Here is a 16,869-nt window from a genome sequence, read left to right as displayed (position 1 = left end):
TCAAAAGCCCGTGGGGTCAGCTTTCGACCCCGCGCGGGTTGTTGGCCGCATGAGTATTGATCCTGCGGATACTCCATTCCACAGCATCGCGCATTGTACCGCCCAATGCTTGGTCATAGGCAAGGACAAGATCCGGGGTCTGGTCGCTGGCTGATGTTACATTCTCTTCGAACGAGGCGGATGCGATAATCTTGTCTTCGTACTCGTCGATAATCTTGATATTCAAGCGTACTTTGATCTGGATATAGGTGCTGCCATCGGGGTTGGTCAGAACATGGCCCTGAAACTCGCGCAAATCGGGCGAGACGACATAGTCCGCCCGCAACCCAACTGTCGACCGCCCTACGGCAGACACTTTTTTGGAGTTTTCAAAGCTCTCCACCAACAGCGATTGCACAATGGCGGGCGCGCGATCAGCCCATCGCGCCTGCGGCAGGTATTGGACCTGAAGCGGGGTAGGTTGAATTGCGATCTGATCGGTGTTCACGGCAGCCGTGGCTGTTGGTTCGGCCACGACAATCTGCTTTTGAACCCGCGGCAGCGATGATGAAAACGTGCTTTTGGGTGTCAAAAGATACAGATCATTGGGCTTGGACGCCTGTCGCAACGTATCCAAGCCGGTACATCCGGCCAGCGACGCCAAAACCAGAGTGACAATAAGAGGCCGGATCATTGACGGAACTCCGATGCTTGTGTGCCCAGCAAGAAGCGTGCGGGGTCGCTTTCGACCCTGTCCACCAATCGGTCGAGGCTGATGACCAGGCGCTGGGACTCTTCGATAAACCGGACGAATTGCGGTAGGCCGACACGCAGGAAATCTGACACTTGGCGGCGATTGTCCTGAACAATTCCGTCAATCGTACCCAGCAATTCGGACGCCGATTGCGATGCGCTCAGGATATCGTCGGAAATTTCGTCGATCTTGCTTGTGACATTGGTGACGGTTTCTGCGACCTGATTTGCCGCGTTGCGAATGTCTGCAGCAACTTCGGAAATGTCTTCGTCCAACACTCGGTTGGCCGAGTCAAACGCGCGTTTGGCAGAGTCCAGCGTACCTTGCGCGCTGTCCATCGCCAGATTGATCGACCCCAAGGTCGTATTGGCATTGGCAATGGTCTCGGTCGCGACGCCCAGGGCCACCTGGCCCTCGTCAGACAGCGTGGTCAGACTTTCTGCCAGGGTCGAGGCCCGTGCGATGAAGGGGCGAATGTCCTGCTCGATGACCCGTTCGGTTGTCTCAAGCGTGCCAGTGGCTGTTTCGAGCGTCGTTTTTGCGGTGTCGGTGGCATCCTTGATGCTGTTCAGCGTATCGGTCCCGGTGGTCAAGGTGGTTTCGGCCTTCTCAACTAGACTGTCTAGGCGTTTGGTGAAATCCCCGATCTCGCGCGCGGCGTTGCCCAAATCTCCTGATAGGGTTTCGAAATCTGACAAGGTCTTGTCCAAACGCCCCGAGGCCGAAGCGATATTGTCGAGAATGTCCGAGACCGATTTGCGGTTCTTGTCATCTACGATGGAATTCAAGTTCTCGAGAAGCGTAATCGCCTCATCCAGCACCTTGGGCGCACCTTCAAACAGGGATTGAATGGTGCTGCGTTTGCTTTTGATCACACTATTTTGCGGCAAGCGTTCGGCTGATGGAGAGCCCCCGGACAACTCAACATATGCAACGCCGGTTACACCCAGAGATTGCAACTGCGCTATGGTGTCTTCTTTTACTGGAATCTCGGCATCTATCTCGATCCGAACGCGCACCTTCGACGGGTCGTCCTGATCAAGGTTCAACGCGATGACCTGACCAACAGGCAGGCCGTTATAGTTCACGCCGCCTGCCGCAGACAGGCCCGAGACATTGTCGAACAGCACGTCATAATAGGCATATTGGCGGGTCACTTCGAATTTGGCGAGCCACAGGAAAAAGCCAAACGCGGCCAGAATACCCCCAAGTGTAAAGGCGCCGATCAGGATATAGTTTGCTCGGGTTTCCATTGCCTCTTACCTGTCCTGACCCTTTTCCTGCGCCGCACGGGCGCGGGGGCCGGTGAAATATTCTTGCACCCAAGGGTGATCGACTTTGGTCATATCTTCAATCGGACCCTCAACCAAAACGCGTTTTTCCGCAAGCACCGCGATGCGGTCGCAAATCGCATAAAGACTGTCCAGATCATGGGTTACCATGAAAACGGTCAGCCCCAGTGCCTCTTGCAACTCGCCGATCAGGTCGTCATAGGCGGCAGCACCGATCGGATCCAAACCAGCGGTGGGTTCGTCCAGAAACACGATCTCGGGGTCCAGAGACAAGGCCCGGGCCAATGCTGCGCGCTTGCGCATGCCGCCCGACAACTCCGACGGAAACTTGCTGCAGCTGAACTGCGGCAGACCAACAAGGCTGATCTTGAGCCCGCCCAGCGATTCCATCAGACTTTCGCTAAGGCGGGTGTGTTCGCGCAGCGGGGCCATGACGTTTTGCAATACGGTCAACGACGAAAACAGCGCGCCATCCTGAAAGGCGACGCCCCAGCTTTTCTCGATCCGTTGCCGCTCGGATTCCGGGCCGTTCAAAACATCGACGCCCAACACTTCGATACTGCCAGCCGCGGGCTTGTTCAGCCCCACAATCGTGCGCAACAGCACCGATTTGCCCGTACCGGACCCCCCCACGACGCCCAGCACTTCGCCGCGCCAGACATCCAGGTTCAAATTGTCATGCACCACCTGCTCGCCAAACCGGTTGGTCAGGTTGCGGACCTTGATCACGGCCTCGCGCTGCGCACTGGATTTGTGGCTGGTTTGAATCACGGTCCCGTCCATGTCACAGCCCAATCTCGGAGAAGAAGATCGAGAACAGCGCGTCCAGCGCGATCACCATAAAGATCGACTGCACAACCGAGGCGGTGGTGCGCTGCCCGACGCTTTCTGATGACCCCTGCACCTGCATTGCCTGCCAGCAGGCAATCACGCCAATCACAAGCGCAAAGAAGGGGGCTTTGATCAACCCAACTGCCAATTGGGCCACTCCGGTGTTTTCCTTAAGCCGCGTCAGGAACATGCCGGGGCTGACCCCCAGGTCAATCCAGCTCATCAATGCGCCGCCGATAAGGCCCGCCATATCAGCCACAAAGCCAAGGATCGGCAGCATGATCAGCAAGGCCAGCACGCGTGGCACGACCAGCACCTCGACCGGGTCCAGTCCCAGCGTGCGCATGGCGTCAATCTCTTCCTGAACCTTCATCGACCCGATTGACGCGGTGAAGGCCGAACCGGATCGGCCTGCCACGATGATAGCGGTCAGCAAGACGCCCAATTCCCGCAGAACCGAGATCGAGATCAGTTCAACCACAAAAATCTCGGCACCGAATTGTTTGAGCTGCGTGGCGCCCTGAAAGGCCAGCACGACCCCGATCAGAAACCCCATCAGGGTCACAATGGGCAAGGCCTTGAACCCGGTCTGCTCCATCTGCGTGAACAAAGCCGCGCGGCGCAGGCGCCACGGCATGATCAGCGTGCGGACCAATCGGTGCAGGGTCAGGCCAAGAAACCCAAGGATTGACAGCGTGTCATGCCAGCCGCCGACAGTCCGTTCGCCGATCCGCGCTACCCACGGTATGAACCCGCGTGGCGGAGCTTGAACCCCGGCCTCTTCCGGGATGTTTTTGGAGACCGTTTCGATCAATGAGGCATGGGCCGGTTGTAACCCCAGATACTCCACCTGTGTGCCCGCAGCCCGTGCGCGCCGGGACAGATCCGCCACCAACCAGGCACCACCGGTGTCCAGTGCCTGTACCTCGGAGAAATCCAACCGCATTTGGGGTCCATCGGCCTTGATCGACCGGAACGCACCTTCGACCGCATCCAGCGACTGCGTCAGCAGATCTCCTGCGATCCGCACCAAGGGGCCGGATGCGTCCGTTTCCGTGGTTATTGAAGGCCGTGTCATGGTGCCATCTGAGGGAAAACCCCCTTGAACTGCAACGGCTTTGTCCGGGTTGCCCTGAATTCAAACCCGGGTTGGGGCACTGGTGTGACAGGTGTGCCCCTACACCTGTCGCAAAACTGGTGTTAGGCATAAACCAAGAGGGGGGTGCCGTGCGGATATCCGAACAACGCGTCAAAGCCATGACAAGCGCGGGTCTGAACCTGATTGGGCAGGCCCTGTCAATCTATGACAGCAAGCTGCGATTGGTTCTGTGCAACCTGCGGTTTCAGGAAATGTTCGATCTGCCGGACCATCTGGTCCAACCCGGTGCGCTGTTTCGCGATACGATCCACTATCTGGCGACGCGTGGAGAATACGGGAACGACCAGAATGTCGAAGAGCTTGTGACGCACCGGGTGCAGCAAGCGCTTGCCTTCGAGCCGCATTACATGGAACGGACGCGCCGCAACGGTCAGGTGATTTCCATCGAGGGCGCACCGCTGCCCACGGGGGGTTGGGTGGCGGTTTATACCGATATCACCCGCACCAAACAGGCTGAAGATCTCTTGCGCGCCAGATCCGAAGTGCTCTCGGGCCAATTGTTGACCCGTGCCGAAGAGCTTTCGGCCAGCAACCGCAAACTGGCTGCCACCAACAAAGCGCTGGAAGAAGCCAAGCGGCAATTGACCGAGATCGAAGCGCGCACACGCATGACGACCGAGATGATGCCAGCCCATATCGCGCATCTGGATGCCGAAGGCCGCTACGACTATTCCAACCGGCGGCTTAGCTCGGTCATGCCCGGGCGGCCTTCGGACATTGTCGGGCTGCATATCTCACAGGCCTTGGGCACGGACGCCTACCAACGCGTCTTGCCGCATCTGCAACAGGCCTATGAAGGCGAAACCTCGGTTTTCGAGTTCACCGAAGCGCAGAACTCACGCCGTTTACGGGTGTCGTTCAGCCCGGACGGAGAGGGTGGCGTCTATATCATGTCGGTGGATATTACCGAAGAAACCCAGGCCCGCGTTGCCTTGCAGCAAACCCGCCGCCGGGCATTGGCGGCCCAGATGACCAGCGGCATGGCACATGACTTTTCCAACCTGCTCACCATCATTCTGGGGATGCAATCCAAGCTGGCCAAGATGGGGCTTCCGGACGAGGCTGGTCAACTGGTCGCCGCCACGCAGGCCACAGCCCGCCGTGGTGGCCAGCTGCTGAACCGGATCGCGGATATGACCGGCAACCGCACCCCGGATCCCAAAGCCACCGATATGGGTGCGCTGCTAGAGGACCTGCGCGTGCTCGCCTCACCTTCGCTGCCGCGCGGGGTGGGGTTGTCGGTGGTCAACACCTTGCCCGACCGGCCTTTGATGCTGGATCCCGGCATGGTGCAGGATGCACTGCTGAACCTGGTGCTGAACGCCAAAGATGCTTGTGGACCTTCGGGTCAGATCACTGTCAGCGCCCATGCGGTTGGGGACATCTGGGCCGAGATCACTGTCTCGGATACCGGCCCCGGCTTTTCTGCCGACGCCTTGGACCAGGCGCTGAACCCGTTTTTCACCACCAAAGGCAGTGATGGATCAGGATTGGGGCTGCCTATGGTCTATGACACGGTCAAACTGGCGGGCGGTGATCTGCATTTGCGCAACACGCCTTCCGGCGCGTCGGTTGTCATCCGCTTGCCCTATCGTCCAGCCATGCCCGCAACCTCTGGTCTGGTGCTACTGGTCGAAGACCAAGACGAGCTACGCCACCAGTTTCGCGATATGCTGGTTGAGATCGGTTGCTCGGTGATCGAGGCGACCACGGTCGAGGAGGCGATGGCCCTGACCACTGATATCGAAGACATCTCGTTGATCCTGTCGGATATCAGGCTGGAAGGGGCGGGCACCGGGCTTGATCTTGTCGAACAGATGGGGGGACGTTTGCCTTGCATTCTGATGACATCGCTGCCTTATTCCGACCCGCTCCACCAGCGTGCGCTTGCCATGGCGCCCGTTCTGCAGAAACCTTTTGCGGCTGAGCAATTGTCAGCGCTGATCCGAACCGAGGGCCATTGATGACGCAACCGCTGGTAACGATTCTGGATGATGAGCCCGAGATAAGGCGCATTCTGACCGAGGCCCTGGAAGAGGCTGGGTTCCGCACCCAAAGCTTTTCCCGGGCGCGCGAGTTCGAAGCCTCGCTGAAACGTGTGACGCCGGATGTTTGCCTTGTCGATCTGTCCTTGCCCGATACCGACGGGCTTGCGCTGGTGCATCGGCTTGCGTTGGAACAGGGGGCCGCGGTCATCATCATTTCCGGCCGCGCGCAGGTTCAGGACCGGGTCACCGGGCTGGAGCTGGGGGCGGATGACTATATAACCAAACCTTTTGATCCCACCGAAGTGGTTGCCCGCATCCGAGCACGCCTGCGTTCGGCGCGACCGGCGGTGCAAAACTCGGACATCGCCACTTTTAACGGTTGGAGTGCATATTTCGACCGATATGTCCTGATTGATGCGCAAGGCATCGAGACTCCGTTCAGCCATGCCGAAGGCGAAGTTCTGCGTTTGTTTCTGGAAAGCCCCAAACGCCTGATCAGCCGCGCCAGAATGCAGGAAATGCTGGGTGGCGGTGCTGGCGACAGCTTTGATCGGGCGATGGATGTCAGGATCTCGCGTTTGCGCACGAAATTGGGCGAAGATCCCAAAAACCCGCGCCTTATCAAAACGATATACGGTGCGGGTTATATTTTCCTGGGCGATGTCAGTTGGCAATGAAGCGAATTCGTGCTCAGGAATGTGTTGCTTGCGCAACGTATCAAAATCTAAGCACTGGAATATTGCGTGTCACCAGCATAACTAGACGCAACCGTTCACTTGGCGAACGGATGTCGAAGGCAAGACGGTCGGTTTTCCGGCCACCACTCAACCGGCTGAGTGGACAATACTGGAGATCTGAATGATCACGAAGGCCTGGACGAAATGGCGGGCGACACCTCTGGGGCGTATCGTGGGCGACAGCTTGCGTTCTCAGGGATGGCTCTATGGTATTGCCATTATCGCGATGATCGTGGTTGCCGTTACCACGGCCGGAACCGCGTGGATGATGGAAAACATCATCAATGTGATGACAACCCCGGAAATGCGATCACAGGTCTTGTTCATAGCCGGCGGTGTCGTGCTGTTGTTCTTGACCAAGGCCGTCGCAAGTTACGTCCAGGCAGTTTTCCTGGCGCGTGCTGGCAACCGGATTGTCGCGGTTCAGCAAGAGATCCTCTACGACAAGCTATTGCAGAGGGGCCTCGATTTCTTTTCGAACACTGAATCCTCGAACCTGTTGATGCGGGTCACTCAAGGGGCGCAGGGCGCAAGACGCTTGGTCGATGTCATCGTCACAAGTTTTGTGCGCGACGCGTTTACCCTGGTCGGGCTTGTCTTTGTGATGGTCTACCAGCAGCCTGTTCTTTCGGTGATGTTTTTCGTCTTGGGTCCGGTTGCGATGTTTGCCGTTCGTAAGCTGCTGCGTGGCGTGCGTTCCATCATGCAAGGCGAACTAAAGGCGATGTCCGAGATTATCCGCGTGTTGCAGGAAACCTCGGGTGGCATACGGGTCATCAAGGTATTTGCGCTTGAAAGCCATATGGCCGAGCGTATGGACGGCGCGATCAGAGCTGTTGAAAAGCGGGCCAACGACATCGCAAGACTGCAATCCATTGCCAGCCCGCTTATGGAGTTTCTGGCTGGTGTCGCGGTTGCTGGTGTCTTGATCGTCTCAACCATGGGTTTGGCTGGAAGCGAACCGCCAACCGCCGGGCAGTTGATGTCGTTCATTACCGCGCTTTTGATGGCCTATGAACCTGCCAAACGCCTTTCTAGGATGCGCGTGGTGATCGAAACCGCGATGGTACCTGTGCGCATGATGCTTCAGTTGCTTGATGAAGAAGACACCATGCAAGAAAGCGTCAATCCGGTCGAATTGCGCTCTGGCCCTGGCAAGATCCGTTTTAACAAAGTGTCGTTTGGCTATAGCGGGTCGATGAAGATCATCGAAGATATGGATTTGACATTTGAGCCGGGCAAGACAACAGCCTTGGTCGGTCAGTCTGGCGGAGGCAAATCAACCGTATTTGGTTTGATCATGCGTTTTTACGACCCGGACTCGGGTACTGTGGAAATCGATGGCCAGAACTTGCAGGATGTCAGCTTTGCGTCGCTCAGACGCAAGATCTCTTATGTGGGCCAAGACACGTTCCTGTTCTCGACCACTATTATGGAAAACCTGCGTTATGCGTCGCCGGATGCGACAGATGAAGAAATCATCGAAGCCGCCCGTGCCGCTCATGCGCATGATTTCATAACTGGCCTCAAAGACGGTTATGACACCGAAGTTGGCGAGAACGGTGCCTTCCTCTCTGGTGGTCAAAAACAACGATTGGCAATCGCGCGGGCGATTTTGCGCAAGGCAGAAATACTGTTGTTGGACGAGGCGACAAGCGCCCTGGACGCCGAGTCAGAGGCCTTGGTGAAAGAGGCGTTGGACCGGTTGACCAAGGATGTCACAACCATCGTCATTGCGCACCGTCTTTCAACGGTGCTGCAAGCGGATACCATCATGGTCCTTCAGGATGGTGAGGTCATCGAGCGCGGAACTCTGGACCAGTTGATCGAACAAAACGGAGCGTTCCGTCGGTTGTTTGACCAACAATTCAAAAACCCGCAGAAGAAAAAAGAAACCGCTGAAAACATGCCTTAACTGAGGTCATTGCTCGCGCAGCGCACGGTCTTTTACCTTCAGGACGGGCTGTATCACGTAATCCAGAACGGTTTTGCGCCCTGAGAGTATATCGACCTCGGCAACCATGCCGGGGATGATTTCTACCGTTACACCCCCTCCATCCAGCATCGTGTTCTCGGTGCGGATTTCAACGACAAACACTTCTTCATCACTGCGTTCCGAGCGGGTTACGGTATCCGCACCTATCCTTTGGATTTGGCCCTCAAGCCCGCCATAACGGGCAAAGTCATATGCGGTCAGCTTAACCTTTACGTTTTGGCCAGGATGCAGAAACCCGATGTCATCAGGTTTGACATAGGCTTCAACCAAAAGCGTGTCATCCAGCGGAACAATTTCGATCAGCTCTTCCCCGCCGCGGGCCAGACCACCGATTGTGCTGCGGTGCAGTCGGTTGACAACACCCCGAACCGGTGCCCGGATCTGGGCGCGTTCGGTTCGGGTTTCAAGCGCAGGTAAAGCTGGTTCGAGCGCGGCCAATTCGGCGGTTACGAGGGCAAGATCTGTCAGAGCGGCGCTGCGAAACCGGCTGCGCGTGGCGGCGATCTGGTCGTCTACCTCATCCAGACTCGCGCGCAATCTGTTGACCACCGCATCGGCACGAACCTGGCGGCCCTTCCATTCTGCCTCACTGCGTCTGAGCGCCAGCAAGGTCGTCATCGGCTCCATCTGTTTTTCGACCAAGGGAGCCATCATCGCCCTTTCTTCGGCCAGAACGCTCAGCGTTTCGACAGCGGTGACCTGATCCACCAACCCCTCTTCGAATTGTTGTTGCCGTTGCTGCCGCTGCCTTTCGAGTATGGCGATTTCCGCGGCAAGTTCGGCCTGACGACCACGGTAGAGCGCGGTTTCCGACCGCACCACTTCGGGCGCGTCTTGTATCAACGCTGGGTCAAAACTCAGATCGCCCCCTTCAATTTCAGCGCGCAGGCGCTGCATCCGAGCCATAAGACCCAAGGCGCGTTGCTGCTCCTGCATCAGCTCTCCGCTGGCTTGGGCTGCGTCGAACTCCATCAACAGCGTTCCTTCCTCAACCACCTGACCTTCGTGCACATGGACAGCCTTAAGCACAGCGGTTTCCGTGGCCTCGATGCGCTGAAGATCGCGCGAGGGCACAATTCGGCCATCAACTCGCACGACATTGTCCAACTCGGTCAGATGAGCCCAAAAAACCGCCGATACCAGAACCCCCAGAATGACGAACAGCAAAGCCGATCCACGCAAAGGCGCATGACCTTGCATTTCGCGTGCCAGCTGATCCAGATCATGATGCCGCGACATTCAGATGCCTCCTGGATTTTGGTGCGTGCCGGGTGAGCAGGCTCTTGGGTCCGTCGGCGCCGACCTTTCCGTCTTCGATTACGATCACACGATCAACCAGTTCCAGCAGGCTGGTGCGGTGGGTCACCACAATCATCGTCTTGTCTTGTGTTGATGTTTTTAGCCGCGCGATCACCTCAGCTTCGCTTTAGACATCCATGGCGCTGGTCGGCTCATCCATCAGCAGGACCGGGGGGTTTCCGATCAACGCCCGGGCCAGCGCAACGGCTTGCCGCTGCCCACCCGAAATCCCTTCGCCACGCTCGCCCAAAGGCAGGTCATAGCCCGACGGATGCTGAGCCAGAAATGCCTCGATCCCTGCGATACGTCCAGCCTCGACGATGTCGTTGTCGCGCGGCCGGATCGCACCGCTGGCAATGTTGCTGCGTATGGTGCCCGAGAACAGCCACACATCCTGCAAGACCGAGCCGATATTGCGGCGCAGATCAGCTGGATCGATTTGGCGGATGTCCAACCCGTCCATCATCACCGCGCCCACACGCGGTTGATAGAGACCCAGCAAAAGCCGCGCGATGGTACTTTTGCCGGATCCGATCTGCCCCAGGATCGCAACCTTCTCACCCGGCTGGATATCGAAGCTTACACCCTTCAGAGCCTCTTCGGTCTGATCGGGATAGGAAAAATGCACATTGTTGAAGGTGACCCGCCCGGCAAATCCCGGCCGGTTTATCCAGTTTCGGCCAAAAGGGCGTTCGCTTTCGGCGGTCATCAGCGCGTTCAGATTGCGATAGGCACTGCGCGCTTGATTGACCCGGCTGAGCGTCTGCGCAAGCTGACCCAAGGGGGCAAGCGCACGGCCCGTCAGCATCACCGACGCAATCAGCGCCCCCATGCTTGTCTGCCCGTCGGTAATCAGAAACACGCCGTAAAACACAATCAGAACCTGCGCTGCCTGTTGTGTGAACCCCGTGAGGTTCAGCGCAAACTGCGTCACCGCGCGGCTACGGTTGCCGTGATTGGATTGCCGTTCAATCGCCTGTTCCCACCGCCCCCGCAGATGCTGGCCCGCGCCGGTGGTTTTGATCGTCTCAAGCCCCGAAACGGTTTCCACCAGCACAGATTGCTTGGATTGACCGTCCGCAAAGCTTTTCTCGGCCAAACGGCCCAGGACCGGTTGGATCGCAAGCCCTGTCAAAAAGACAACCGGGACGGCAAGGGCTGGGATAAGCGCGAGGGATCCGCCCACGGCGTAGATGGCAAATATGAATACGGCGATAAAGGGCAGGTCGACCAAGGCCACAAGCGTGGCCGATGTAAAGAACTCACGCAGTGTCTCGAACTCGCGCACGGTGCTGGCAATTGCCCCGGTCGATCCCGTTCGTGACGCCATGCGCAGGTTTATCAACTGGTCGAACACCCCAAGCCCCATGGCCCTGTCCGCATTTTGGCCCGCCCGGTCGATGAATCCGGCGCGGAGCAGTTTCAGGATGAAGTCGAACAAAAGCGCCAGGCCCACGCCAGCGGTCAGGGCAATCAGCGACTCGGTGGCTTCGCTGGGCAGAACCCGATCGTAAACGATCATGATGAAAACCGACGTTGCAAGCCCCAGGATATTGGCAAGTGCCGCGGCCAGAGCCACTTGAACATAGGTCCACCGGTTGGCCGCCAGCGCCGACCAGAACCAGTGGCCCGAACGCCCCGAACTGGCCACTATGTCACCGCGCCCCGGGTCGCGCCGCAGGAGCAGTGCATATCCGGTATAAGCGGCGTCAAGGTCGCTTTCGGAGATCTCACCCAAGCCGTCCCCCAGTTCGGGGTCAAAGACCAAAAGATGCCCGTCCGCCGAACGCCCGTGATAAACCACTGCGCGCTCATCGTTCAGCAACAGGATCGCAGGGACAAGCGTGCTGTCAAAGCGCGCCAGCGATCGTTTGCCAAAGCCCGCTTGCATTCCGGCATTGCACGCAGCGTTTATGGCATCGCGCACCGTCAGCTCTCCGCCAGGGCCCGAGCGTGATGCGAGGACAGCAGCCTGCGTCATCGGGCGTTCAAGCGTATCGGCAACGTTCAACAGGCAGGATTCCAAGGTGGTCAGTTGTGTTGCAGCGCGTGTCACCAAGGCACCTCTTGATTGTTCAGGTTCAGCCTTGCGGATCGCTCGCTGCGCGCGCTGCAACCATTGCAGATGGGACAGAGATATCTCATGGGCGTGAAACAGCCGCAGGACAGCTGCGGCATTTCGCTGAATTTTCCCCAAATCCATTGCGTCGAACCGTTTGGTATCTATGGCAAAAAGCTCGGGTGGCAGCGTGATGCCCGAATGAGATCTGAGGGGAACAAACATATCTTTGATCCCGGCGCATTGGTGCCGGATGTCCCTTACTGCAGCTTCGCGATCCTGAAAAAAGCCAAGCACTTTTTTGAGCTCAGGGGTCAAGGCACCGTTTTGATCGTAAAACGGCTCATCCGTTGGGTTGTCGGTGACCAGCCCGGTCCCCTCATCGACGAAAAGCTGCGCTTTGTTCGGGTCATCGCCGGGCAAGGGTTGCGCCTGAAACGGATGGCAGCGCAACGCCGAAGGCAGGTATTGGGCGCGCCACTTTCCGGCCTCATCCACAAAGGGAGTTTGTGCTTCAGCGTCTAGCGAGAACAACGCAACGGGTTCGAACCTCTGGCCAGTTTTTTGAAAGAGGATCGGAAACGCGGCGGCGACGGGCAGAATTTTGGTGGCGACCACGGAGCAAAGCTGCATGTGGCGGGCGAAATCCATCGAGGTGAACCGCCGCCAGAACCGGGTCTTGTGTCGTTTCAGGCTGACGGGGTGAAGGCCATCTCTGCCATTTACATACTCACTGTTCGGGGATTTGGGCGATGCGAGACCTCACATCGCCCGGAGTTCGACCGTGCCTCAAGCTGAGGCACCGGTCGGATCGGTGTGCAAGATGTTGTCAGGATGAAAGTTGCTGAGATCCGCCAACCCATCAAACTGCGCCACCGTTTCCAGCGACACCGAAGCCGGGGCGTCATAGTCAACCTTGACAAGAACGCTGTCGGTTCCATCACTCGCCAGAAGATAGATTTCATCTCCGGCCTGCGCCCCGGTCAGGCTTTCGGCTGCGGCGGCGATAGTGCCATTGCTCAGATCCGACAGTTGGGTGTCGAGGCTGACAATGCCCGTATCGGCTCCCAATGCATCACCAGTGCTGAGCGTTTCAATACCGGTGCCATCCCCGCGTAATGTGGCCGGGACCAGATCCGCAAAGATGAACGCGTCCGAGACTTCATCGGCGGCGCCAAGCGTGAAGCCCGTGATCGTATCGACACCGTTTTTTGCGGGATCCGCCTCAAACACGACAATGTCACGACCCGCGCCAGATAGATCGATGGTGTCATCTCCATCCGCGCCGCGGATAAAATCATCCTGACCAGTGCCTGTCAGTGTGTCATTGGCAGCTGTTCCAAGATGCAGCTGTGACGGACCTCCATCCGGGGTTGTCAGCGTCAGTTCGATCGGGCTGTTGGGGTCTTGCACCGTCATCGTGAAGGTCACGACGGGTTGCGACAGATCGCTATAGCTGGTGGCGGCACCGGCGAAGCTGACGATACCTGATCCCGGGTTCACAAGGAACAGATCGAAGTCGCTGTTTTCGGTGTCAGAGCCTGCGTCGAAGGTCACGACACTGGGATCAAAAGCCATGTCGGCGGTGATCGCAAAGCCACTTGATATATCCCGGTCGGGATCGGCATGGATCTCGAATGTCACGGTCGAGCCGCTGCGCCCGGCTTCGGTGATGACATAAGCTGCAGGAACATGGGCAATCGCCTGATCCGTTGCCGTGAGGCTGGCCGGGGCGCCGGAAATCAGCGTAGTCGCCGAAAAATCAAGCGTGTCTGTAGCAGTGAACCCGGCAAACTCCGACGCATTGACAGCCAGAGACCATGTGCCGTCCGGTGCAACCGTGGCTGTTCCGACCGGGGTTGTGTTCAGCGTCACGTCGAAAGATTGCCCAGGGGTTAGTCCAAACGAGGTGCCGCTGACCGTCAGACCCGAAGCCTGCGCATCTGCAAGCGGCACCGCATCATTGGACCCCACTGCATCCATTCGCAGGATCGGTTGGAAATCGGTGGTCAGGCTGGTTGTTGCGCTGGCCGGATTCCCCGAGCTGTCTGCAACTGAAGCCGTGAGCGTAAAGCCCGTGGCATCGGCCAGGGCGGCTAGGTCCGAGGATGGCACCGAGGTGCTCCACACACCGCCGCTGACCGTTGCGGAATAGCTTTCGCCATCAAGATCAACGGTGACAATCTGCCCGTCCTGCGCATTTGTCGTGCCTGACACGGTCAGGTCCGACCCTTGTTCGATGATGTCGAGCACCGGCCCGACTGACAATGGGTCTATCGAGAGGCTGGGTGCAGCGAAGTCGGTGTCAAAGCTGGTGGTGGCCGCAGCGCTGTTGCCTGCGGCATCGGCGACAGAGGCGTTGACGTCGTAGGTTGTGCCGTCTTGCAGCGCCGCCAGATCGCCAGATGTGGCGGTATAGGTCCAGTTGCCACCTGACACCGTGGCCGTTCCACTGATATCCACGGTGCTATCCGGGCGCTGGATTTGGACGGTGACAACGGTGCCGTCAACAGCATCCGATGTGCCGCTGACCAGAAGGTCGGTTCCCTGTTCGGCTGCGTTCATTACGGCGCCATCAGACAGGGTCGAGATGCTCAGGCTAGGGGCGCTGAAATCCGTATCGAAACTGGCCGAGCCCTGCACCGCCGGGTTGCCGGCGCTGTCCGAGACATCGGCGGTTGCGGTGATCGTTGCGCCATCGGTGAGCGCACCCAAGTCAGCCGTCGGGACGGTGACGCTCCAGGCGCCGCTAGTGGCGGTGGCGGTATAGGTTTCACCGTTCATCTGCAGCGTGACCGTCTGGCCGTCCTCGGCACTGGTCGAGCCGGTGAGTGTCAGGTCAGAGCCTTGCTCGGCCGCATTCAACACCGCGCCATGGGAAAAGCTGTCGATGCTGATGGTCGGCGCCGTGACATCCTTGGACAGCCCCACGCTGGCTTGCGGTGCGGCTAGGCCATCGGTGTCCGAGACATCTGCGGTGACCGAGAAGCTGCCGCCATCGGCCAATGGGCCCAGATCGCTTGCGGGGACTGTGACGCTCCAGGCTCCGCCGGTGACGGTGCCGGTATAGGTTTCACCGTCGAGCGTGACGGTGACGGTCTGGCCGTCAGTGACTTTGCCGGTTGCACCTGAAATGGTCAGATCGCTGCCCACCTCGACGGCGTTCAGAACCGAGCCGACCGACAGCGGGTTGATGTTGATGGAGGGCCCGGTCAAATCGACTGGAATAGATACGGTAACGGTGGGTGCCGGGTTGCCCGACACATCGCTGACCCAGACGCTGACGGCTGCCGGAGTTCCGGTCGTCAGTCCCGAAAGACCCGCGTTGGGGACCGTCACGCTCCAACTGCCGCCGGACGCGGTTCCGGTATAGGTCTTGCCCTCGAATGAGACGGTAACGGTCTGGCCGTCTTCGGCAGACGTTGTTCCGGTCAGAACCAGATCGCCGCTGACATCGATCAGGTCGATCGATCCGCCACCCACCGGATTCAGGCTGAGGGTTGGTCCAGTGAAATCGGTATCAAAACTGTTGGTCGCCTGAGGGGCCGGGTTGCCCGCAAAGTCAGAGACATCCGCAGTCACCGCGATGGTCGACGCATCGGCAAGCCCCGCCAAATCCGCAGCCGGAACCTGAACCGACCAATTCCCGCCCGAGACCGTGCCGGTCAACGTCTGACCGTCCACCGAAACAGTGACGGTTTGCCCGTTTTCTGCATCTGTGGTTCCCGAAATGGTCAGCGGTGTGCCTTGTTCTTCGGCATTCATCACCGCGCCGTCCGAGAAATTTGTGATCGTCACGGTCGGTGAGATCGTATCAACGGTATATTCGATGGTGTCGACCGAGAGCTCTTCTCCCAAGGCGTCAAGCGTACGCACGGTCACAAAAGTATCACCCTGCGGCAAAGAGGCCGCTTCGATCGGTGTCAGCGAGACACTCCAACTGCCGTCCAGAGCAGGTGTCGCGGTGGTGACCACCGATCCGATTGTCACTTCAACAGTCGCCGTCTCAGCAGGGATTGGCGTGTCCAGGATCGCTTGGTTTATCGCCGAACCCTGCACATCCGCAAGGTTCAGAATTGGTAGGGCCGGTTCTGGCGGTGCTGGCGGTTGAGGCGGTGTTGGTGTCACACTGGGGGGCGGAGTATCGTCATCGCTACCCCCGCCGCCACCGCCTGCTGCGGCAGCAGCGGCGCCAGCAAGACCCAGCCCTCCCAAGACCGCACCCATGCCACCGAGCCCGCCCCCTGCGACGGCAGTCGCACCAGCGGTTTCTGCGGCGGCGCTGAATTGGCTGACGTCATCAACCACAGCATCGGCGGCCATGATCGCGCCGTTATCCAGAACCTGGACGTTCTCCGCGTCGATGATCACCGTTCGACCATCCGCCATTTTCAATTGCAGGTCACCATTTGCCAACAGTTTGACGGACCGCACGCCCGGTATCGTCTCAGCAAACTGGAACGCTTCAAGCTGAGCATCCGTGGCCTGTGCCAAAGCCGGGAGTGCCAAAACGGTAGATCCTAGCCCGCCTGCCACACCGAGCCCCGCCCAGCGTTGCAGCTTGCCATCGATCCATTTTCGAATGAAACGGGCGCGGCTTACCTCAGATGCGTCACCGCTGGTCGAAATGTTGTTGGACAGGGGTTCTTTGCTCATCATACCCTCACTTTTCGTGACCACATGCACCCGGACGGCTCCTTAAAGAGGTAAGGATCTGTTCAGCCGTCTTACTGCCCGGTGCCCACTGCGGTCGGACCGGAAGAAATTGAATCAAA

The 16,869-nt window shown here is 58.6% G+C and carries 11 protein-coding genes; 3 read left to right on the top strand and 8 right to left on the bottom strand.

Features of this window, described 5'->3' with window-relative positions:
- Nucleotides 1-16 precede the first annotated feature (16 nt).
- From GOW40_RS06290 to GOW40_RS06275, 4 genes are read right to left on the bottom strand one after another with little or no spacing between them, the layout of a single operon-like run.
- A complete protein-coding gene (locus GOW40_RS06290) occupies nt 17-673 on the bottom strand; it encodes an ABC-type transport auxiliary lipoprotein family protein (RefSeq protein WP_171103071.1) in 657 nt (218 codons plus the stop codon).
- Nucleotides 670-1,986: an MlaD family protein gene (locus GOW40_RS06285; protein ID WP_171103072.1), complete on the bottom strand. Its 1,317-nt coding sequence runs from the start codon at nt 1,984-1,986 to the stop codon at nt 670-672. The genes GOW40_RS06290 and GOW40_RS06285 overlap by 4 nt, the downstream gene beginning before the upstream one ends.
- A gap of 6 nt (nt 1,987-1,992) precedes the next feature.
- Complete coding sequence (locus GOW40_RS06280; protein WP_171132796.1) at nt 1,993-2,808, bottom strand: ABC transporter ATP-binding protein; 816 nt, start codon at nt 2,806-2,808, stop codon at nt 1,993-1,995.
- A gap of 1 nt (nt 2,809) precedes the next feature.
- On the bottom strand, nt 2,810-3,934 hold the full coding sequence (locus tag GOW40_RS06275; RefSeq protein WP_171132795.1) for an MlaE family lipid ABC transporter permease subunit: 1,125 nt from the start codon (nt 3,932-3,934) through the stop codon (nt 2,810-2,812).
- A gap of 179 nt (nt 3,935-4,113) precedes the next feature.
- Here GOW40_RS06275 and GOW40_RS06270 point away from each other — a divergent pair, with 179 nt between their 5' ends.
- From GOW40_RS06270 to GOW40_RS06260, 3 genes are all read left to right on the top strand, one after another.
- The gene (locus GOW40_RS06270) at nt 4,114-5,979 is read left to right on the top strand and encodes a PAS-domain containing protein (RefSeq protein WP_171132910.1); all 1,866 of its coding nucleotides are present in this window, start codon (nt 4,114-4,116) and stop codon (nt 5,977-5,979) included.
- Complete coding sequence (locus tag GOW40_RS06265; RefSeq protein ID WP_171103077.1) at nt 5,979-6,680, top strand: response regulator transcription factor; 702 nt, start codon at nt 5,979-5,981, stop codon at nt 6,678-6,680. The genes GOW40_RS06270 and GOW40_RS06265 overlap by 1 nt, the downstream gene beginning before the upstream one ends.
- A 181-nt stretch (nt 6,681-6,861) precedes the next feature.
- Nucleotides 6,862-8,655, top strand: coding sequence for an ABC transporter ATP-binding protein (locus GOW40_RS06260; protein WP_171132794.1), 1,794 nt, complete (start codon nt 6,862-6,864; stop codon nt 8,653-8,655).
- Nucleotides 8,656-8,661: 6 nt separating this feature from the next.
- Here the strand turns inward: GOW40_RS06260 and GOW40_RS06255 are convergent, their stop codons facing one another.
- From GOW40_RS06255 to GOW40_RS06245, 4 genes are all read right to left on the bottom strand, one after another.
- Nucleotides 8,662-9,975 (bottom strand): HlyD family type I secretion periplasmic adaptor subunit, encoded by a 1,314-nt coding sequence (locus tag GOW40_RS06255; RefSeq protein WP_171132793.1) that lies wholly within the window; start codon nt 9,973-9,975, stop codon nt 8,662-8,664.
- On the bottom strand, nt 9,959-10,111 hold the full coding sequence (locus tag GOW40_RS22165) for a hypothetical protein (RefSeq protein ID WP_254444341.1): 153 nt from the start codon (nt 10,109-10,111) through the stop codon (nt 9,959-9,961). The genes GOW40_RS06255 and GOW40_RS22165 overlap by 17 nt, the downstream gene beginning before the upstream one ends.
- Nucleotides 10,112-10,162: 51 nt before the next feature.
- Nucleotides 10,163-12,787: a type I secretion system permease/ATPase gene (locus GOW40_RS06250; RefSeq protein WP_256367840.1), complete on the bottom strand. Its 2,625-nt coding sequence runs from the start codon at nt 12,785-12,787 to the stop codon at nt 10,163-10,165.
- A 96-nt stretch (nt 12,788-12,883) separates the two neighbouring features.
- The gene (locus GOW40_RS06245; protein ID WP_171230903.1) at nt 12,884-16,750 is read right to left on the bottom strand and encodes an adhesin; all 3,867 of its coding nucleotides are present in this window, start codon (nt 16,748-16,750) and stop codon (nt 12,884-12,886) included.
- Nucleotides 16,751-16,869: the final 119 nt, after the last annotated feature.

The organism is Ruegeria sp. HKCCA6707, from assembly GCF_013033515.1.
Classification (GTDB): domain Bacteria; phylum Pseudomonadota; class Alphaproteobacteria; order Rhodobacterales; family Rhodobacteraceae; genus Ruegeria.
This window is presented reverse-complemented; position numbering and strand designations above follow the sequence as displayed.